18 protein-coding genes are annotated in these 18909 nt (G+C 64.6%); 13 read left to right on the top strand and 5 right to left on the bottom strand.

Annotated elements, in window-relative coordinates; all coding sequences use genetic code 11:
* Positions 1–195 precede the first annotated feature (195 nt).
* From U0023_RS21165 to U0023_RS21145, 5 genes are all read left to right on the top strand, one after another.
* The gene (locus tag U0023_RS21165; RefSeq protein WP_009491023.1) at positions 196–1380 is read left to right on the top strand and encodes an aminotransferase; all 1185 of its coding nucleotides are present in this window, start codon (positions 196–198) and stop codon (positions 1378–1380) included.
* Between the two features lie 81 nt (positions 1381–1461).
* On the top strand, positions 1462–2610 hold the full coding sequence (locus U0023_RS21160) for a Ppx/GppA phosphatase family protein (protein ID WP_009491024.1): 1149 nt from the start codon (positions 1462–1464) through the stop codon (positions 2608–2610).
* Complete coding sequence (locus U0023_RS21155) at positions 2607–3305, top strand: RlmE family RNA methyltransferase (protein ID WP_009491025.1); 699 nt, start codon at positions 2607–2609, stop codon at positions 3303–3305. The genes U0023_RS21160 and U0023_RS21155 overlap by 4 nt, the downstream gene beginning before the upstream one ends.
* 40 nt (positions 3306–3345) lie before the next feature.
* Entirely contained in the window at positions 3346–4281 is a 936-nt protein-coding gene (locus U0023_RS21150) for a Gfo/Idh/MocA family protein (protein WP_009491026.1), read from the top strand.
* Positions 4282–4416: 135 nt separating this feature from the next.
* Positions 4417–4926 (top strand): hypothetical protein, encoded by a 510-nt coding sequence (locus U0023_RS21145; protein WP_040638375.1) that lies wholly within the window; start codon positions 4417–4419, stop codon positions 4924–4926.
* Positions 4927–4994: 68 nt separating this feature from the next.
* Here the strand turns inward: U0023_RS21145 and U0023_RS21140 are convergent, their stop codons facing one another.
* The gene (locus tag U0023_RS21140) at positions 4995–5852 is read right to left on the bottom strand and encodes a dienelactone hydrolase family protein (RefSeq protein WP_009491028.1); all 858 of its coding nucleotides are present in this window, start codon (positions 5850–5852) and stop codon (positions 4995–4997) included.
* A gap of 60 nt (positions 5853–5912) precedes the next feature.
* On the bottom strand, positions 5913–7349 hold the full coding sequence (locus tag U0023_RS21135; protein WP_009491029.1) for a DHA2 family efflux MFS transporter permease subunit: 1437 nt from the start codon (positions 7347–7349) through the stop codon (positions 5913–5915).
* Positions 7350–7523: 174 nt separating this feature from the next.
* On the opposite strand from U0023_RS21135, the gene guaB reads away from it, so the two are divergent.
* Together guaB and U0023_RS21125 are read left to right on the top strand one after the other, a co-directional pair.
* A complete protein-coding gene (gene guaB, locus U0023_RS21130; protein ID WP_009491030.1) occupies positions 7524–9017 on the top strand; it encodes an IMP dehydrogenase in 1494 nt (497 codons plus the stop codon).
* A gap of 21 nt (positions 9018–9038) precedes the next feature.
* Positions 9039–9470 carry an MAPEG family protein gene (locus U0023_RS21125; protein WP_009491031.1) on the top strand — a complete coding sequence of 144 codons (432 nt, stop codon included), beginning with the start codon at positions 9039–9041 and terminating at the stop codon, positions 9468–9470.
* A gap of 116 nt (positions 9471–9586) precedes the next feature.
* On the opposite strand, the gene U0023_RS21120 is transcribed toward U0023_RS21125, so the two are convergent.
* Positions 9587–9736 (bottom strand): hypothetical protein, encoded by a 150-nt coding sequence (locus U0023_RS21120; protein WP_009491032.1) that lies wholly within the window; start codon positions 9734–9736, stop codon positions 9587–9589.
* 122 nt (positions 9737–9858) lie between these two features.
* Between U0023_RS21120 and U0023_RS21115 the strand changes: the two genes are divergently transcribed.
* Genes U0023_RS21115 through U0023_RS21105 form a run of 3 tightly spaced genes read left to right on the top strand, consistent with a single transcriptional unit; the run spans position 9859 to position 13118 of the window.
* The gene (locus U0023_RS21115) at positions 9859–11157 is read left to right on the top strand and encodes an RsmB/NOP family class I SAM-dependent RNA methyltransferase (protein WP_009491033.1); all 1299 of its coding nucleotides are present in this window, start codon (positions 9859–9861) and stop codon (positions 11155–11157) included.
* A 53-nt stretch (positions 11158–11210) separates the two neighbouring features.
* Positions 11211–12767 (top strand): glutamine-hydrolyzing GMP synthase, encoded by a 1557-nt coding sequence (gene guaA, locus U0023_RS21110; RefSeq protein ID WP_009491034.1) that lies wholly within the window; start codon positions 11211–11213, stop codon positions 12765–12767.
* 3 nt (positions 12768–12770) lie between these two features.
* Positions 12771–13118 (top strand): ArsC family reductase, encoded by a 348-nt coding sequence (locus U0023_RS21105; protein ID WP_009491035.1) that lies wholly within the window; start codon positions 12771–12773, stop codon positions 13116–13118.
* Positions 13119–13285: 167 nt separating this feature from the next.
* Here the strand turns inward: U0023_RS21105 and U0023_RS21100 are convergent, their stop codons facing one another.
* Both U0023_RS21100 and U0023_RS21095 read right to left on the bottom strand, forming a co-directional pair.
* Complete coding sequence (locus U0023_RS21100; protein ID WP_009491036.1) at positions 13286–15181, bottom strand: TRAP transporter large permease; 1896 nt, start codon at positions 15179–15181, stop codon at positions 13286–13288.
* 39 nt (positions 15182–15220) lie between these two features.
* On the bottom strand, positions 15221–15844 hold the full coding sequence (locus U0023_RS21095; RefSeq protein ID WP_009491037.1) for a TRAP transporter small permease subunit: 624 nt from the start codon (positions 15842–15844) through the stop codon (positions 15221–15223).
* 288 nt (positions 15845–16132) lie between these two features.
* Here U0023_RS21095 and U0023_RS21090 point away from each other — a divergent pair, with 288 nt between their 5' ends.
* The 3 genes from U0023_RS21090 to der all read left to right on the top strand — a co-directional run bounded on the left by U0023_RS21090 (position 16133) and on the right by der (position 18860).
* Positions 16133–16723, top strand: coding sequence for an NnrU family protein (locus U0023_RS21090; RefSeq protein WP_009491038.1), 591 nt, complete (start codon positions 16133–16135; stop codon positions 16721–16723).
* A gap of 102 nt (positions 16724–16825) precedes the next feature.
* Positions 16826–17500, top strand: coding sequence for a tetratricopeptide repeat protein (locus tag U0023_RS21085; RefSeq protein WP_009491039.1), 675 nt, complete (start codon positions 16826–16828; stop codon positions 17498–17500).
* 13 nt (positions 17501–17513) lie between these two features.
* Positions 17514–18860 (top strand): ribosome biogenesis GTPase Der, encoded by a 1347-nt coding sequence (gene der / locus U0023_RS21080; protein ID WP_009491040.1) that lies wholly within the window; start codon positions 17514–17516, stop codon positions 18858–18860.
* Positions 18861–18909: the final 49 nt, after the last annotated feature.

The following is an 18909-nucleotide window of genomic DNA, read 5'->3' as shown; positions in this document are numbered from 1 at the left end:
TCCCTCCTGAGCACGTCATCACCGGCCTCGTGCCGGTGATCTCGACCGGGGAGGTGTAGCGCTTCGAGCAATCGGGATAGCCGGGACAGGCCCGGCCATGCCGGACGCGGTGTCCAGTCAGGTCTTGAAGGGCAGGCGGTTTCGGTGGAGGGTCACCGGGCGTCCTGCCCTTAACTTTTGGAGTCGAACGGTTTCATGGCGTCCGGTCCCGTAACCCCCATCAACCCACTCGTCGCGGATGTGGGAAGCCCTCCGATCCCCGAGGCGCAGAGCTGGATCAGGCGATATGACGGTTCCTTTGGGCCGCTGATCAACCTGTCCCAGGCCGTTCCGGGCAATGCGCCCCATGCGGGCCTGCTGGAGCGGATGGCTGCCGCCGCAGGCTCGGCGGCCGGTTCGCAATATGGGCCCATCAACGGCGATTCCGGCCTCCGGCAGTCTTATGCGGACGATCTTTCGCGCCTCTATGAGGGGCGGATCGCCCCCGAGGATACGGCGATCACGGCCGGCTGCAACATGGCGTTCTTCGCCGCCATGATGCTGCTCGCCCATCGCGGGGAAGCGGTGGTGCTGCCGACCCCCTGGTACTTCAACCATCAGATGACCCTCGACATGCTGGGCATCGAGCCGCGTCCGCTGCCCTGCCGCCCCGAGAACGGTTTTGTGCCTCGGGTGGAGGACGCGGAGGCGTTGATCGACGGGGCTGTGCGGGCCATCGTCCTCGTCACGCCCAACAACCCGACTGGGGCCGTTTATCCCGCTCATGTCATCGAGACCTTCGCGCAGCTCTGCCGCAGGCGCGGTATTTATCTCGTAATTGATGAGACTTATCGGGATTTCCTGCCGCAAGGGATGAATCGCGCGCACGGATTGTTCACGACCGAGGAATGGCGGGACACGGTGATCCAGCTCTATTCCTTCTCGAAATCCTACGCGATCCCGGGGCACCGCACCGGAGCCGTTACGGCGGACGCCAAGCTCGTCGACCAGATCGCCAAGATTCTCGATTGCATCCAGATCTGCGCTCCGCGGACCGCTCAAGGAGCGCTGCCTTGGGCCATCGACGCTCTGCGCGATTGGCGCGAGGACAACCGGGCCGAGATCAATCGACGTGCACAGGTTTTTCAGGATGCTCTCGCGGCTCTGCCGGAATGGAGGATCGAGTCGGTCGGTGCCTATTTCGCCTATCTGCGTCATCCGTTCCCGGGCGCCAGGGCGCAGCAGGTGGCGGAGAAACTCGCCACGGAGCGGGGCGTTCTGTGCCTGCCGGGAAGCTATTTCGGACCCGGTCAGGAGGGGCATCTGCGCGTCGCCATCGCCAATGTCGGGGCCGATGTTCTGAGCGGTCTGACGGAGCGCTTTCGCGGTCTGTCGCTCTGACCCTCCCCGTGAGGATGAGGCACAATCTGCGGACCTGCCCTTGGCAGGATGGCAGGGCGATGGTTACTCTCTCCTGCAAACATGGCATCCGGCAGGGATGTCCGGGGATTCGTTTTGACCGTCAAAGTGGACGTGACAGCAGAGCCAGGAGACCGACATGCGGAGCCGTTGGGCGGTTCTGCAAACGGCGCTGCCTTGGTTGCGGAGCGTCCCGCGCCGGTGCGGACCGACTACAGGCGGCGCTCCTCCAGAAGCTATGCGGCCCTCGACCTCGGAACGAACAATTGCCGCCTTCTTATTGCGGAACCGGCTCATTTCGGTTTTCGCGTCGTCGATGCATTCTCGCGCATCGTGCGGCTCGGCGAAGGCCTGGGCCTTGGCAATCGCCTGAGCGAGGATGCAATCTCGCGCACGCTCGATGCGCTGCGCGTCTGCCGTGAGAAGATGGCGGCGAAGGACGTGACGCGGGCGCGCCTCGTGGCAACGGAAGCCTGCCGGCTGGCCGAGAACGGTCCGTCTTTCATAGAGCGCGTGCGCGACGAGCTCGACCTGGAGCTCGAGGTCGTCGATCGCAAGACGGAAGCCTATCTCGCCGTCACGGGCTGCGCGTCCCTGGTCGATCCCAAGGCCCATTCCGTCATCGTATTCGACATCGGTGGCGGTTCCACGGAGATCGCGTGGCTCGATGGTCAGGCGCCTCACGCCTTTGCCGATCCCTGCAAGCGCATCCGCGCGTGGGACTCGCTGCCCGTCGGTGTGGTGACCCTGGCCGAGCGCTACGGCGGGATCCATGTCACGCCGAAGACCTTCGAAGGCATGGTCGAGGAAGTGTCCGAGCTTCTGCTCGATTTCGCGCTCGTCGCGGCTCCTGCGGGGCGGGCGCACAACTTCCATCTGCTCGGGACCTCGGGAACCGTCACCACGGTCGGGGGCATTCACTTGGGCCTTGCGCGCTATGACCGGCGCAGGGTCGACGGAATGTGGATGCGCAACGGCGAGATCTCGACAGTGATGCAGCGGCTGTTGCATTCGGACTTCAGGCAGCGGGCGGAGAACCCCTGCATCGGCAAGGATCGCGCCGATCTGGTTCTCGCTGGCTGCGCCATTTTGGAAGCGATCCGGCGGGCTTTTCCCTCGGAGCGCCTGCGCATCGCGGATCGCGGACTGCGCGAAGGAATTTTGATGAAAATGATGCGAGAGGATTCGGTGTGGCGAGGGGGCCAGCGGTGAGCGCCAAGACAGGTTCCGGGGTCCGCAATCTCAAGCAGCGCGTGAAAACCGCCAACAAGCGGTCTCTTTCATCCCAGAAATGGTTGGAGCGCCAGCTCAACGATCCGTATGTCGCGCGTGCGAAGCGCGAAGGCTACCGGTCGCGGGCGGCTTTCAAGCTGATCGAAATCGACGACAAGTATAAGATCCTGAAGCCCGGCCAGCGCATCGTCGATCTCGGCGCCGCACCCGGCGGCTGGTCGCAGATCGCCGCCAAGAAAGTGGGGCCGAAAGGCAAAATCGTCGGCATCGACCTCCTGCCCATCGACCCGATGGCGGGCGTCGAGTTCATCGAGCTCGACTTCCTGGACGAGAGCGCACCGGCCAGGCTGATCGAGATGCTCGGCGGTCCGGCCGATGTGGTCATGTCCGACATGGCGGCCAACACGACCGGTCACAAGAAGACCGACCACCTGCGCATCATCGGCCTGGCGGAGGCGGCGATCTATTTCGCCCGCGAGATTCTCGCGCCCGGCGGCGCCTTCGTGGCCAAGGTCTTCCAGGGCGGCACCGAGAACCAGCTCCTGGCCGATCTCAAGCGCGACTTCGCCGTCGTCCGTCACGTGAAGCCGGCAGCGAGCCGGGCCGATTCAGCGGAACTCTATGTACTGGCGACCGGTTTCCGGGGGCGGGCGGAGGAGACGCCGGCCGCCTGACGGGATCCTGCCCGACGCCTTCGATCACAAGGAAACGACCATGGCACCGCACCAGATCGGCATCATCGGCCTCGGCAAGATCGCTCAGGACCAGCATCTACCGGTGATCAAGGCCAATCCGGATTTCCAGCTCCTTGCCGTCGCGAGCCAGCGCGGATTGCAGCCGGACGAGGCCAAGTTCAGTTTCCAGGATTATCGGGAGCTCCTGAAGGTTCCCGAGTTGGAGGCGGTGTCCATCTGCACGCCGCCCCAGGTCCGTCACCAGATCGCCCGGGACGCACTCCTGGCGGGAAAGAGCGTGCTTCTCGAAAAGCCGCCTGCCGCCACCTTGAGCGAACTCGAGGATCTCAAGGAACTCGCCGCGAAGGTGGGAAAGGTCGTCTTCACCACTTGGCACGCCCAGTACAACAAGGCGGTCGAAGAGGCGAAGAAGGCGCTCGCCGGCTGGACGATCAGGCGCCTACTCGTTACCTGGAAGGAAGACGTGCGGCATTGGCATCCGGGCCAGCAATGGATCTGGCAGGCGGGAGGTTTCGGCGTCTTCGACCCGGGGATCAACGCGCTCTCCATCGTAACCCGCATCATGCCCGAGCCGATCTTCATCAAAGCGTCGAACCTGGAATTCCCGGCCAACCGCGATGCCCCGATCGCTGCCCATCTCACATTCTCCATGAGCCATGGCCAGGGCGACCTGGAGGCGGTGTTCGACTGGCGTCAGACAGGTCCGCAGACCTGGGACATCGAGGTGGAGACGGAAGCGGGCTTAAGCCTCAAACTCACCCATGGCGGAAGTTGTCTCGAGATCGGCGGCCGCCAGGTCGTTCAGGAAGAGCCCGAGGAATACCAGGGGATCTACCGCCGGTTCGACGAGTTGCTGAATGCCCGCCAATCGGAGGTGGACGATGCTCCGTTCCGCCTTGTGGGAGACGCGTTCATGATCGGGAAACGGGTCCAGGTCGACCCGTTCGAGGACTGAGCTGGAGCCTTGCAGGGAACCTATCCGGTTCTTCCGACATGGTTTAAGGGCGCGCCTGTCGAGCTGCGACAGGAAGCATGGCCCCCCGGCATGCAAGGTGCGTTGCCCGACTGGCGAGCCCGTTCATTCGGGAGGTTGATCATGCAACGGCATCTCATCGTGTCTGCCATCCTGGCTGGGACCGCAGGACTGGTCCTGGCTCATCCGACCCCTGCCTCCGCGCTGACCATGAAGGAGTGCAGCGCTAAGTATAAGGCCGCCCAGACGGCCGGAACGCTCGGCTCGACATCCTGGAACGACTTCCGCAAGGCGCAATGCGGTTCGACCGCATCGGCGGCTCCGGCTCCGGCTCCAACGGCGACCAGTCCAACGCCTCCGGCGACGACGGGAGCTGTCGCGCCCCCGACCCACACCAACCCGTCGGCGGCGAGGCCGGCAGCCCCCATGGCGCGGGGCAACGCGGTCTTCCCGACCGCCGTTTCCTCGAAATATTCGACGGAATCGGCCGGCAAGGCGCGGATGCATACCTGTCTCGATCAGTACAAGGCCAATGAGACAGGCGGCGGAAACGGCAATGGTGGGCTGAAATGGATCGAGAAGGGTGGCGGCTACTACTCACAGTGCAATGCCCGCCTCAAGGGTTGATCCCGAGGCCCGATGACCGTCATTCCGGGTAGCCCTCAGTCGCAGCCCGGAATGACGGTCTTGCTCCGTCAAGCCAAGTATTTCTTGAGAAACGCCACCGTGCGGCTCCAGGCCAAGTCTGCGGCTTCCTTGTTGTAGCGGGCGGCGCCGGTGTCGTTGTTGAAGGCGTGATTGGCGCCCTCATAGACGTAGATCTCGTAGGTCTTGCCGGCCTGCTTCAGGGCCGCCTCGTAGGCGGGAATTCCGGCGTTTATGCGCTCGTCGAGCCTGCCATAGTGCAGCAGCATCGCGGCCTTGATCTTCGGAACGTCGTCCGCTTTCGGCTGGCCACCGTAATAAGCCACGCCCGCATTCAGGTCAGGGTCGTTGACGGCGAGGTTGTTCACGGCGCCGCCGCCCCAGCAGAAGCCGATGGCCCCGACCTTGCCGTTGCCGTCCGGGAGCCCCTTCAGGTAGGCCACCGCCGCCTTGCCGTAGGCGGTCACGTCCGGTGTCTTGAGCTGGCCGATCATCTCGCGGCCCTTGTCCTCGTCTGCGGGTGTGCCGCCCATGGGCGAGAGGTAATCGAGGCCGAGCGCAATGAAGCCCTGGGTTGCCACGCGCCGGGTCACGTCTTTGATGTGGGGATTGAGACCTCGATTCTCGTGGATCACGATCACGGTCGGCAGCTTGCCCGCCGCATCCTTCGGCTTGACGAGATAGCCCTTCAGGCCAGGGACGCCTGGAATATCGACCGTCTGGGCGGTAATCCGCGGGTCGTCTTCCTGAACGGTCTGGGCCATCGCGTAATTGCTCTGCAGGACCGACAGCAGAGTCGTGGCGGCGGCGGTGCTGCCTGCCAGGGCGGCAAGCTTGTCGAGAAAGTTGCGGCGGCTCAGGCCGCCGTGAGTGAAGTCGTCGTAAAGGTCGATGATGCGCTGATCCACTGGCCGCCTCCCGGCATCGGGTTTGTCCGATGCGTTTTTCCGGCCCGAAGGTAGCGCAGCCTAGCGGCCCGAAATACCGTCCCCGAGACCCGTGGAGGCGGGTTTGCCATTCACAATCTTGTGTCCGGACATCTCGGCGCCGGCCGTCGGAGACAGTCCGAGGAAAACGAAGCCGGACAAGGCGGATATCGTCGCAACTGCCCAGAAGGCCGGACCGAAATCGGAGGCCGTGATGGCGGAATTGCCGTCGAGCCCTGCCACCGCTTCCAGCACGAACGCCCCGAAAGCGACGCCGATGCTGAGCGAAACCTGCTGCAGGGCGCTCGACAGGCTGGTGGCATAGCTCATCTCCCGGTTGGAGATCTCCGCATAGGCGATGGCGTTGAGGCTGGTGAACTGAAGCGACCGGAAGCAGCCGCCGACCAGCAGGATGACCATCATGAGCCAATGGGGCGTCTCGGGCGAGAAGAAGCCGTTGGCAGCCACGAAGCCGGCCCCGATGAAGGCATTGATCGTGAGAAGGCGGCGGAAGCCCGTCCGTTCCAGGATGCGCTTGGCCATGGTCTTCATGAACAGGGCGCCCACCGCGGCGATGAAGGTGAGGGAGCCGGAGGCGAGAGGGCTCAGGCCGAAGCCCACCTGCAGCATCAGGGGCAGGAGGAAGGGGATGGCCCCGATGCCGATCCGGAACAGAAACCCGCCGACCACGCTGATGCGGAAGGTCGGGATCTTCAGCAGGCTCAGCCGCAGGACGGGATGAGGCGTGCGCCGCGCATGGAAGACGTAGAGGACGAGGCAGACCGCCCCGATCACGACGCAGCCGAGCGAGATCTCCTCCGGAATCAGATGCCGTCCGCCCGAGGCGAATCCGAGCATGAGCAAGGCGAAGCCGAAGCCGGAGAGCAGGAATCCGATGAAGTCCAGCGGCGGCGTATCGTCTTCCTTGATGTTCGGTACGAACATCGTCGCCATCACGATGCCGAGAATTCCGATGGGGATGTTGATGAAGAAGATCCAGCGCCAGTGGAGGAATTCCGTGATGAAACCCCCGAGCGGCGGTCCGATGATCGGGCCTACCAGGGCCGGAATCGTCAGGGTAGCGAGTGCCTGCACCACCTCGCTGCGAGGGACGCTTCGCAGCAGCACGAGGCGACCCACGGGGACCATCATGGCCCCGCCGGCGCCCTGGATGAAGCGTGCGATCACGAACCATTCGAGAGAGTTGGAGGCCGCGCAGGCGAGCGAACCCGCCATGAACACCCCGATGGCCGCGGTGAAGATCGTGCGCGCCCCGTACTTGTCCGCCATCCAGCCCGAGATTGGAATGAAGATGGCAAGGCTTACCAGATAGGAGGTGAGAGCCAGCTTGAGGGCGATAGGATCCGTCCCCAGGCTTTGCGCGATCATCGGAAGGGACGTGGAGATGACGGTGGAATCCGTGTTCTCCATGAACAGGGCTGTGGCGATGATCAGCGGGAGAAGGCGGGATTGACGCATGACTCGTGGGACTTAGCGCTCGGCAAGCCTCTTGCAAAGACCAAAAGGGCGCAAGGCAGGTCTTCAGGAGAAGCGGCACTCGACCCTTTGCTAATTGACAGCCCCGTGCTACGGACCCGTGCCAACTCGCCGAAGCGTTATTCTCTTAAATCCGCACCCTTGAAGGAGTTGGTTATGGCCTCTGTATTCGCCGATAAGTTCATCGAAGGACTGACCTTCGATGACGTGCTCCTCCGGCCCGGCCGCTCCGAAGTCCTGCCCGGAGACGTCGAAGTCGCGACCCGGCTGACCCGGACCATCCGCCTCAACATGCCGATCATCGCCTCCGCCATGGATACCGTGACGGAAGCCCGTATGGCCATCGCCATGGCCCAGAACGGCGGCCTCGGCGTGATCCACCGCAATCTCGAGCCCGAAGCCCAGGCCGAGCAGGTCCGTCTCGTGAAACGTTACGAGTCGGGCATGGTGATGAACCCGATCACCATCCATCCCGACGAGACTCTGGCCGAAGCCCTCGCCATGATGAAGCATCACGGCATCTCCGGCATCCCAGTGGTGGAGCGCGGCCCCGGCGGCACGAAAGGCAAGCTCGTCGGCATCCTGACCAATCGCGACGTGCGCTTCGCCAACAATCCCGGTCAGAAGGTCTCCGAGCTGATGACCAAGGACCGCCTGATCACGGTCCGCGAGGGCGTGAGCCAGGACGAGGCCCGCCGTCTCCTGCACCAGTTCCGGATCGAGAAGCTCCTGGTCGTCGACGATCATTACCGCTGCATCGGTCTGATCACCGTCAAGGACATCGAGAAGCAGGTCGCCTATCCCAACGCCGCCAAGGATGCGCAGGGCCGACTCCTGGTTGCCGCCGCCACGACGACGGGCGAGCAGGGCTTCGAGCGCGCCGAGCGCCTCATCGATGCGGGTTGCGACGTGGTGGTGGTCGATACCGCCCACGGCCATTCCGTGAAGGTCCTGGACAGCGTCACCCGCGTCAAGAAGCTCTCCAACGCCGTCCAGGTGGTGGCCGGCAACGTGGCGACTCGCGAAGGCGCTCAGGCGCTCATCGATGCGGGCGCGGATGCGATCAAGGTCGGCATCGGTCCCGGCTCCATCTGCACCACCCGCATCGTGGCCGGCGTCGGCGTGCCCCAGCTCACGGCCATCATGGAAGCCGTCGAGGCGGCCTCGCAGGCGGACGTGCCGGTGATCGCCGATGGCGGCATCAAGTTCTCGGGCGATCTCGCCAAAGCCCTTGCGGCCGGCGCCTCCTGCGCCATGGTCGGCTCCCTGCTGGCGGGAACGGACGAGACGCCGGGCGAGGTGTTCCTCTACCAGGGCCGTTCCTACAAGTCCTATCGGGGCATGGGCTCGGTCGGCGCCATGGCCCGCGGCTCGGCGGATCGCTACTTTCAGGCGGAGGTGCGCGACACCCTCAAGCTCGTGCCGGAAGGCATCGAGGGGCAGGTGGCCTACAAGGGGCCGGTTTCGGCCGTGCTGCACCAGCTCACCGGCGGCCTTCGTGCCTCCATGGGCTATGTGGGCGCCGCGACCCTGCCGGAATTCCAGGAAAAGGCGACCTTCATCCGCATCACCAGCGCGGGCCTGCGTGAAAGCCACGTCCACGACGTGACGATCACCCGGGAGAGCCCTAACTACCCGACTCGTAGCTAAGCTTCAGTCGAGTTCTCGCCCATGAGCATCACCGCCATCCTTCTCCCGGTCTATGTCCAGGTCGCCATGACCGTCCTGCTGCTGCTCTGGATGGGCAGTTCGCGGGCTGGCAGCCTTCGAGCGGGGGAGGTGAAGGTGAAGGACATCGCCCTGGGCGAGCGCAACTGGCCAACGCGCATCCTGCAGGTCCAGAACTCGTACCATAACCAGTTCGAGCTGCCGGTCCTGTTCTACGTGCTGGTGGTGCTGGCGCTGATCACCCGCAAGGCCGATATGCTCTTCGTGGTGATGTCCTGGATGTTCGTGGCGAGCCGCCTCGTCCATGCGGCCATCCACACGACCTCGAACAAGGTGCCCCAGCGTTTCATGGCCTTCGTGGTCGGGGTGCTGATCCTGGTCGCGATGTGGGTCATCTTCGGCATTCGGGTGCTGGCAGCCGAGACAGGGATATAAGTGGGCCGGCCAAGCGCTTCCTTCGACGTCATGGCCGGCCATGTGCCGGCCATCTCGATCCGAGAGTCGCCAACAAAGGGCCGGCCAGACTTTTGAACTGCGAATGTGTTAGACGCTCAGTACTTCCGGCCGCTCTCGAGCTGCGTCTTGGCATCCATCTGCTTGACGGGAGGCGGGGTGAGATCGGCAGCAGGGGCGGTGGCGCAAGCGGCGATGGTCAGGGTAAGGCCGACGGCAACGAGGCCGCGCGTCAGTCGGGTCAACATCGAGAGTGGCTCCAAAGAGGATTCGTGCGGATTGCACGCACCTTCACCATCCACTCCCGATGAGGACGAAATATAGGTAACAATGTGTCGTTTATACGGCCAAGCTTGAGTGTACTCTTTCAATGACACCTGCAGCCCGCATCTCCGCCGCCATCGAGGTCCTAGCCGATATCGAGGCCCGGCGCCGTCCGGCGACCGAGGCCCTGAAGGATTGGGGATTGTCCCATCGCTTCGCCGGCTCCAAGGACCGGGCCGCCATCGCGAGCCTCGTTTACGATGCCTTGCGGCGGAAGGCGTCCGCGACCTGGGTCATGGGCGAGAACACGTCCCGTTCCGTCGTGCTCGGCATGCTGCGGTTGCAGCGCGGTCTTGGTGTGGAAGCCATCGCGGCGCTCTGCTCCGGCGAGCGTTTCGCGCCGGAGCCGCTCTCGGCGGACGAGCGGGAGCGCCTGGAGAAGGCGGATCTCAGCGGTGCCCCGGCCCATGTGGCAGGCGACTTCCCGGACTGGATCGAACCATCGCTCCAAGGTCTCTTCGGCGGTGATCTCGTGGCCGAGATGCAGGCGCTTGCGACCCGCGCCCCGCTGGATCTGCGGGTGAACACCCTCAAGGTCTCATCCCGCGAGGAGGCGCACGATGCCCTGCCGCATCTCGGCGCCGTCGAGACGCCGCTCTCGCCGCTGGGCTTGCGGATCGCGCCGAGCGAGGACGGACGCGGGCCGGCCGTGCAGTCGGAGCCCGAATTCCTGAAAGGCTGGATCGAGATCCAGGACGAGGGCTCGCAGCTTGTGGCGCTGCTGTCGGGCGCCAAGCCCGGCGAGCAGGTGGTCGATCTATGCGCCGGCGGCGGCGGCAAGACCCTGGCTCTGGCGGCCATGATGGAGAACCACGGCCAGATCTACGCCACCGACAACGATTCCCGCCGCCTCGCGCCGATCCACGACCGGCTGGCGCGGGCAGGGGTGCGCAATGTCCAGGTGCGGACACCCCGGGCGAAAGCCGATGCGGTGACGGATCTCGACGGCAAGATGGATTGCGTCCTGGTGGACGCGCCCTGCACGGGCGTCGGCACCTGGCGGCGCAACCCGGATGCGAAATGGCGCCTGCGCCCCGGCAGCCTGGAGACCCGGCGCAAGGAGCAGGAATTAGTCCTCGACCGGGCGGCCCGGCTGGTGAAGCCCGGCGGCCGCATCGTCTACATCACCTGCTCGATCTTGGCCGAAGAGAACGATGAGGCGCTGTCTACCTTCATGGAGCGTCATGACGGCTTCAAGCCCGTGCCCGCCGACAAGGCCCTGGAAGCGGCGCAGCTAGGCCATCTGAAGAACCTCGTACGCCCGACCGCCCATGGGCTCCAGCTGACGCCGCATAGGACCGGGACCGATGGCTTTTACGCCGCGATCCTGGTGCGAAACCCATGAAAAGCATCATATTCCGATTGTCGCTCCGACCCTGAAAGCCGTAAGAACCCGCCATGACCCAGACCCACGATAAAATCCTCATCGTCGATTTCGGCTCCCAGGTGACCCAACTCATCGCACGGCGCGTGCGGGAGGATGGCGTCTACTCGGAAGTGGTGCCGTTCCAGAAGGCCGCCGAGGCGATCCGGACCATGAAGCCTAGGGGCGTGATCCTCTCGGGCGGGCCTGAATCGGTGACGACCGATGCTTCGCCCCGGGCGCCCCAGGAACTCTTCGACACGGACCTCCCGGTCTTCGGCATCTGCTACGGCCAGCAGACCATGGCGGCGCAGCTCGGCGGCGAGGTCGAGAGCGGGCACCATTCGGAATTCGGCCGCGCAGAGGTCGAGGTGCTGACCGAGAGCCCGCTGTTCCAGGGCGTCTGGCAGGTCGGCAAGAAATATCCCGTCTGGATGAGCCATGGCGACCGTGTCACCCGGCTGCCGGAAGGCTTCGAGGTGCTGGCGATCTCCGAGAACGCCCCCTTCGCGGCCGTCGCGGACGAGGCGCGGAAGTTCTATGCCGTGCAGTTCCACCCGGAAGTGGTGCACACCCCGCAGGGCGCCCAGCTCATCCGAAACTTCGTGCGCGACATCGCCGGCTGCAAGGGCGACTGGACCATGAAGGCCTTCCGCGAGGAGGCCATCGAGCGCATCCGCGCCCAGGTCGGCACCGGCCGGGTGATCTGCGGCCTGTCCGGCGGCGTCGACTCGGCCGTCGCGGCGGTGTTGATCCATGAAGCCATCGGCGACCAGCTCACCTGCGTGTTCGTGGATCACGGCCTGCTGCGCGCGGCCGAGGCCGAGCAGGTGGTCACGCTCTTCCGTGACCATTACAACATCCCGCTCGTGCACGTGCAGGCGCAGGACCTCTTCATCGGCGCCCTCGAAGGGGTTTCGGACCCGGAGGTGAAGCGCAAGACCATCGGCAAGCTCTTCATCGACGTGTTCGACGAGGAGGCCAAGAAGATCGGCGGGGCGGATTTCCTGGCCCAAGGCACCCTCTATCCGGACGTGATCGAGAGCGTCTCCTTCACCGGCGGTCCTTCGGTCACCATCAAGAGCCACCACAATGTGGGGGGCCTGCCCGAGCGCATGAAGATGAAGCTCGTGGAGCCCCTGCGCGAACTGTTCAAGGACGAGGTGCGGGTGCTCGGGCGCGAGCTCGGCCTGCCGGATGCCTTCGTGGGCCGCCATCCGTTCCCCGGACCCGGTCTCGCCATCCGCGTTCCCGGCGAGATCACCCGCGAGAAGCTCGACATCCTGCGCAAGGCCGACGCGATCTATCTCGAAGAGATCCGCAATGCCGGCCTCTACGACGAGATCTGGCAGGCCTTCGCCGTGCTGCTTCCCGTGAAGACCGTGGGCGTGATGGGCGATGCGCGCACCTACGACCATGTCTGCGCCCTGCGTGCCGTCACCTCCATCGACGGCATGACGGCCGACTTCTATCCCTTCGACATGAAGTTCCTTGGCCGGGTCGCGACCCGCATCATCAACGAGGTGAAGGGCATCAACCGCGTCACCTACGACATCACCTCGAAGCCGCCCGGCACCATCGAGTGGGAATAAGCGATGGCGGTCACGATCTACGGCATCAAGAACTGCGACACGATGAAGAAGGCGCGCGCCTGGCTCGATGCCAATGGCGTGCCCTACGCCTTCCACGACTACAAATCGGACGGCATCGACCGGCCGCGTCTTGAGGCCTGGGCTCGCGATGTGGGCTGGGAGACGCTGCTTAACCGGGCAGGAACCACCTTTCGCAAGCTGTCTGACGCCGACAAGGCCAGTCTCGACGAGCCTAAGGCGCTGGCGCTCATGCTCGAGCAGCCGTCCCTGATCAAGCGTCCGGTGCTGGATCTCGGCGGGCGCCTTCTCATCGGCTTCAAGCCGCAGCTTTACGAAGGGGCGGTCCGGTAGCGCTGGAAAGTTCGACGCATTCGCTGCTTCGTCATGGCCGGGCTTGTCCCGGCCATTTCGTTTTCGTAGAGCGCTGCGCCATTTGCAATGCTCGTGTGAACCCATTCTGCGCAAACGAAAAAGGCGGGCCGCAAAGCCCGCCTTTTCAATGTTGGCGTGAACCGCCCTTACTGGATCTTCGGCGGCTCGTCGAAGTTCAGGCCGGGGAGGCCGCCCGGTTCGCTGCCGGGGGCGCCGAGGCCCGGCACCAGCAGCTCGTCGAGCTTCTTCTGCACCGCTGCCGGGTCCACGGTCGGACCGGCCGCCTTGTAGTGCATCACGATCTGCGGGAAGGCGATCACGATGGCCACCATGATCAGCTGGATGCACACGAAGGGAACGGCGCCCCAGTAGATCTGGCCTGTCGTGACCGGCTCCATCTTCTTGCCCGTCACGCGGTCGATATACGGCAGCTTGGGAGCCACCGAACGCAGGAAGAACAGGGCGAAGCCGAAGGGCGGGTGCATGAACGAGGTCTGCATGTTCACGGCCAGGATCACGCCGAACCAGATCAGGTCGATGCCGAGCTTGTCGGCAGCAGGCCCGAGGAGCGGGATGATGATGAAGGCCAGCTCGAAGTAATCGAGGAAGAAGGCCAGGAAGAACACCAGGATGTTCACGAAGACCAGGAAGCCGACCTGACCGCCGGGCAGCGAGGTGAGCAGATGCTCGACCCAGATGTGGCCGTTCACGCCATAGAAAGTGAGCGAGAACACGCGGGCGCCGATCAGGATGAACAGCACGAAGGCCGAGAGCTTCGCGGTCGCTTCCGTCGCCTGCCGGACGAGCGTCCAGTTGAAGCGTGCCGGGTTGTTGTCGAGCTTGCGCTTGACGGCCGCGAGGATCACCGAGCCCAACGCACCCATGGCGCCGCCCTCGGTCGGCGTCGCGAGGCCGATGAAGATTGTACCGAGCACGAGGAAGATGAGCAGGAGCGGGGGCACCATGACGAAGGTGACCTGCTGGGCCATGTTGGACATGAGGCGCAGGCCGGTGAATCGCTCTATGATGCCGACGATCAGCGCATAGATCGTGCCGGCAAGGATCATTTCGAAGGCGAGCGCGGCACCTTCATGTCCCTGGCTATGAAGGTAGGCGTATAGGGCTACCAGGACGGCCGTCAGGACGGCCGAGACCGCGATGCGCTTGGCACCCAGCATCTTGTTCATGAGGGCGCAGATCAGGGCCACGACGGTGGCGACGCAGATCGTCAGAATGACGAAGTCGGCGCCGGCCTTGGTGCCGGTCTGCGACATCACGTAATAGCCGACGAAACCGGAGAACACGACCAGGATGCCGAGCTGCCACACGCCGCGCGCCCCGTCGGGCTCGCGGTAGCCGATGGCTTCCGGCGGGAGGCCAGGGGCCGATTTCGGGAACACGATCGACATCATCATGATGTAGGCGGCATAGAGACCGGTCAGGATCAGGCCGGGAAGGAACGCGCCCTCGTACATGTCGCCCACCGAGCGGCCGAGCTGGTCGGCCATGACGATGAGGACGAGGGACGGGGGGATGATCTGGGCAAGCGTACCGGAAGCCGCGATCACGCCGGAGGCGAGGCGGCGGTCATAGCCGTAGCGCAGCATGATGGGCAGGGAGATCAGGCCCATGGAGATCACGGAGGCCGCAACGACGCCCGTGGTGGCGGCGAGCAGCGCACCCACGAAGATCACCGCGTAGGCGAGGCCGCCGCGCACCGGCCCGAAGAGCTGACCGATGGTGTCGAGCAGGTCTTCCGCCATGCCCGAGCGTTCCAGCACCAATCCCATGAAGGTGAAGAACGGGATCGCCAGCAGGACCTCATTCGACATGGTGCCGAAGATGCGGTCGGGCAGGGCCTGGAGCAGCGGCCAGGAAAGGGTGATGGTCTCGGGGGCCAGCGGAGCGAGCTCCACGGCGATGAAGAAGAACAGAAGGCCGTTGGCCGCCAGGGCGAAGGCGACCGGGTAGCCGAGCAGGAGGAAGACCACGAGCGCCGCGAACATGATCGGCGCGAGGTTCTGGGCAATCAATGCAGCCATTGATGGAAACTCCGGAAAACTGAGGTTTGGCGCCGAGGATCAGCTGACGCCGTCGCCTGGGGGCGTTCCGCCCGCGCCGGGCGTGTTGACAGTGCCGATTTCTTGGATGAGGCGCTCCGCCTCCGCTTCGACGCTATGGCCGCTGGCCTCCTCGTCGACGAGCTGGCCCTGCATGATGGCGACGCGCTTGATCAGCTCGCTCATCCATTGGAAGAACATGGAGAGGAACCCGAGCAGGATGAGGCCCTTGGCCGGCCAGATCAGCAGGCCGCCGGCGTTCGAGGAGACCTCGCCGGAGCGATAGGAGTTGATGAAGTAGGGAATGCAGAGCCAGAGCAGCAGGGCCACGAAGGGGAAGAGGAAGAAGACGTGGCCGAACACGTCGATCGAGTCCCGGCCGCGCTTCGACAGCCTGCTGGAGACGATGTCGATCCGGATGTGCTCGTTCGCCTTCAGTGTCCAGGCGGCGCAGAGCATGAACACGGCACCGAACAGGTACCATTGCAGCTCGAGCCAGGCATTGGACGAGACGCCGAAGACGCGCCGGATGATGGCATTGACGGCCGAGACCAGGATGGCCACCACGATGGCCCAGGCAGCGACCTTGCCGATGCGTTCGTTGATCGAGTCGATGACCCGGGATAGCCCAAGAAGCGCCGTCACCTGTCTCCCCCTTGAATTGTTGAAATGTTGCGGCCTAGCTATCGGACTTCCTGCGGTATCGCTAGTGCCGTTTTAGTCTAAGCATGGGTCGCGGCCCTCGTAGCGGGGAAATTTTCGTGCTGCAAGATGGTCCATTGTTAAAAGTTTAGGCAGAGTAAGGCTTTGAAGGCGATAGGAAACTTGCGGCTCCGGCATCCAGGCTTTCCATCTCACGTTGCGGCACATCCTAGTTCCCCTTGGTATCTCGGGTTCTCGATGGCTATAAGTTCCTAGAACTCGGAGGTGACAGTGACGCTGCTGATCGTTGGACTTGTGCTCTTTCTCGGCATCCATTCCTTCAGCATGGCGCGTGGTCGCCGGGCCGAGCTGATCGGGAGGATCGGGGAGGGGCCGTACAAGGGTCTCTACTCGATCCTGTCCCTGGCCGGCATCGTGCTGATCGCCATCGGGTTCGGCCATTACCGGGCCAACGGCTACATCCCGGTCTGGGACCCGCCGGTCTGGACGCGTCATCTCGCCCTTCTCCTGGTCTGGCTCGCCTTCATCTGCATTGCCGCCGCCTATCTGCCGGGGCGGATCAAGACCGCGCTCAAGCATCCGATGCTCGCCGGTGTGAAGATCTGGGCCGTGGCGCATCTTCTCGCCAACGGCGATCTCGGATCGATCCTCCTGTTCGGCTCCATCCTGATCTGGGCCGTGCTGGCCCGCATCAGCGCCAAGCGCCGCGACGTGGCGGCCCAGCACGGCGGGACGGCGGCGCCCGCGGGATGGCGCAACGACGTCCTGGCGGTGGTGATCGGGACGCTCGCCTATCTGGCCTTCGCTTTCTGGCTCCATCCTTGGCTGATCGGAGTCCCGGTCCTGCCCACGAGGGCGTGAGAATTCTTGGGCATGAAGCCTCTCGCCTTGCGCGGGAGCCTGTGCTAGGCGACCTCCTTCGATTGCAGGAGGCGGCTGCCTTTAGGCCGCATGAGTGAGACGATGGCCCCGAACGACGAGTTCATTCGCGAAGTCGATGAGGAATACCGCCGCGACCAGATCGCGCAGATCTGGAATCGCTACAACGGAATCATCATCGGCGTGGTGGTGCTGGTCGTGGCCGGCGTGGGTGGCTGGCGCTTCTGGGAGCATACTCAGCAGACTCGGGCCCAGGAAGCGGCCGTGCGTTACGAGGAGGCTCTGCGCCTCTCGTCCGAGGACAAGGGCCAGGACGCGCAAGCGGCCTTCGAGGCCGTGGTGAAGGAAGACGGCGAGACAGGCTATGCGATGCTCGCACGTTTCCGTCTGGCGGCCGAGCTTGGCCAGCAGAATGCCGAGAACGGCGCATCGGCCTTCGACGCGCTCGCCAACGATGCCTCCGTGCCGCCTCTGTGGAAGGATCTCGCGCGCCTCCGCGCGGCTTGGTTGCGTGTCGATACGGTCGAACCAGCCAAACTGCGTCAGGCCGTGGAGCCGCTCGCGGCGCCGTCCGGCGCCTGGCGCCACTCCGCACGGGAACTCTTAGGCTTATCCGGCCTTAAGGCCGGTGATATGGATTATGCCGGTCGCTGGTTCGACCAGATCGCCGCCGATCGCGAGACGCCGTCCTCCCTGAGGCAGCGCCTTGCCGTCTACACCGCCCTCGTGGCGGGCGGTCCCGTCCAGGCGACGCAGTAGGATAGGACAGGACATGACGGCGACCGTCGCCATTGTCGGGCGGCCGAATGTCGGCAAATCGACTCTTTTCAACCGTCTGGTCGGCAAGAAGCTGGCGCTCGTGGACGACCGGCCGGGCGTGACCCGCGACCGGCGCGAGGGCGAGGCCAAGCTCGGCGATCTCGAATTCCGCATCATCGATACGGCAGGCCTCGAGGAGGCGACCGAAGAATCGCTCCTCGGGCGCATGCGCGCGCAGACCGAGGCAGCCATTGCGGATGCCGACGTGATCCTGTTCGTCGTCGATGCCCGGGCTGGGATCCTGCCCGCCGACCGGCCCTTCGCCGAGATGGTGCGCCGCTCCGGCAAGCCCGTGATCCTCATCGCCAACAAGGCCGAGGGCGGCTCCGGCATGGCCGGCGCCTACGACGCCTTCTCGCTCGGACTGGGAGATCCGGTTCCGCTTTCCGCGGAGCATGGGGAAGGCATGGCCGACCTCTTCGAGTCGCTCATGCCCTACTTCCCCGATCCGAACGACATGGAGGACGAGGAAGACGACCCGAACAAGCCGCTGCAGGTCGCGATCGTCGGGCGTCCGAACGCGGGCAAGTCGACCCTCATCAACCGCATGGTCGGCGAAGAACGCCTGCTGACCGGGCCCGAAGCCGGCATTACCCGCGATTCCATTTCCCTCGATTGGGAATGGCGCGGTCGTCCGATCAAGCTGTTCGACACGGCGGGCCTGCGCAAGCGCGCCCGGGTCGAGGACAAGCTCGAGAAGCTCTCCGTCGCCGATGCCTTGCGCGCCGTTCGCTTCGCCGAAGTCGTGGTGGTGCTGCTCGACGCGACGATTCCGTTCGAGAAGCAGGATCTGTCCATCGTCGATCTCGTGGAGCAGGAGGGCCGCGCCCTCGTGATCGGTCTCAACAAGTGGGACTTGGTCGCCGACCAGCAGGGCCTCCTGAAGGATCTGAAGGAGAAGGCGACCCGGCTCCTGCCGCAGGTGCGCGGAGCCCCGGTGGTGCCGCTCTCAGGGCTCGCCGGCAGCGGCATCGACCCCCTCATGAAGGCCGTGTTCCAAGTCTACGAGAAGTGGAACACCCGTATCCCGACCGCGAAGCTGAACCAGTGGCTGTCCGAGGCCCTTGAGGCCAACCCGCCGCCCGCCGTTTCGGGCCGCCGGATCAAGATCCGCTATATGACGCAGGTGAAGTCGCGCCCGCCGCATTTCGCCGTGTTCGGCAATCAGCTCGATGCCCTGCCGAAGAGCTATACGCGCTATCTCGTCAACGGCCTGCGCGAGGCCTTCGACCTGCCCGGCACCCCGATCCGCGTATCCCTGCGCATGGGCCAGAACCCGTTCGACAAGGAACGGAAGTAGGCGCGTTCCGCCGCCCCGCCGTGGCCGGCATGAGGCCGGCCACGGCATA

The sequence above is a fragment of the Microvirga lotononidis genome (assembly GCF_034627025.1).
Taxonomy (GTDB): Bacteria; Pseudomonadota; Alphaproteobacteria; order Rhizobiales; family Beijerinckiaceae; genus Microvirga; species Microvirga lotononidis.
The sequence above is the reverse complement of the archived record's forward strand: the minus strand, read 5'-3'. Positions and strand labels throughout refer to the sequence as shown.

Excerpts from the sequence above, each read along its gene's own strand:
- U0023_RS21165 (WP_009491023.1), top strand. The coding sequence starts at position 196 with ATGGCGTCCGGTCCCGTAACCCCCATCAACCCACTCGTCGCGGATGTG.
- U0023_RS21160 (WP_009491024.1), top strand. The coding sequence starts at position 1,462 with ATGGCATCCGGCAGGGATGTCCGGGGATTCGTTTTGACCGTCAAAGTG.
- U0023_RS21150 (WP_009491026.1), top strand. The coding sequence starts at position 3,346 with ATGGCACCGCACCAGATCGGCATCATCGGCCTCGGCAAGATCGCTCAG.
- U0023_RS21135 (WP_009491029.1), bottom strand. The coding sequence starts at position 7,349 with ATGCGTCAATCCCGCCTTCTCCCGCTGATCATCGCCACAGCCCTGTTC.
- guaB (WP_009491030.1), top strand. The coding sequence starts at position 7,524 with ATGGCCTCTGTATTCGCCGATAAGTTCATCGAAGGACTGACCTTCGAT.
- U0023_RS21125 (WP_009491031.1), top strand. The coding sequence starts at position 9,039 with ATGAGCATCACCGCCATCCTTCTCCCGGTCTATGTCCAGGTCGCCATG.
- U0023_RS21120 (WP_009491032.1), bottom strand. The coding sequence starts at position 9,736 with ATGTTGACCCGACTGACGCGCGGCCTCGTTGCCGTCGGCCTTACCCTG.
- U0023_RS21115 (WP_009491033.1), top strand. The coding sequence starts at position 9,859 with ATGACACCTGCAGCCCGCATCTCCGCCGCCATCGAGGTCCTAGCCGAT.
- guaA (WP_009491034.1), top strand. The coding sequence starts at position 11,211 with ATGACCCAGACCCACGATAAAATCCTCATCGTCGATTTCGGCTCCCAG.
- U0023_RS21105 (WP_009491035.1), top strand. The coding sequence starts at position 12,771 with ATGGCGGTCACGATCTACGGCATCAAGAACTGCGACACGATGAAGAAG.
- U0023_RS21100 (WP_009491036.1), bottom strand. The coding sequence starts at position 15,181 with ATGGCTGCATTGATTGCCCAGAACCTCGCGCCGATCATGTTCGCGGCG.
- U0023_RS21085 (WP_009491039.1), top strand. The coding sequence starts at position 16,826 with ATGGCCCCGAACGACGAGTTCATTCGCGAAGTCGATGAGGAATACCGC.
- der (WP_009491040.1), top strand. The coding sequence starts at position 17,514 with ATGACGGCGACCGTCGCCATTGTCGGGCGGCCGAATGTCGGCAAATCG.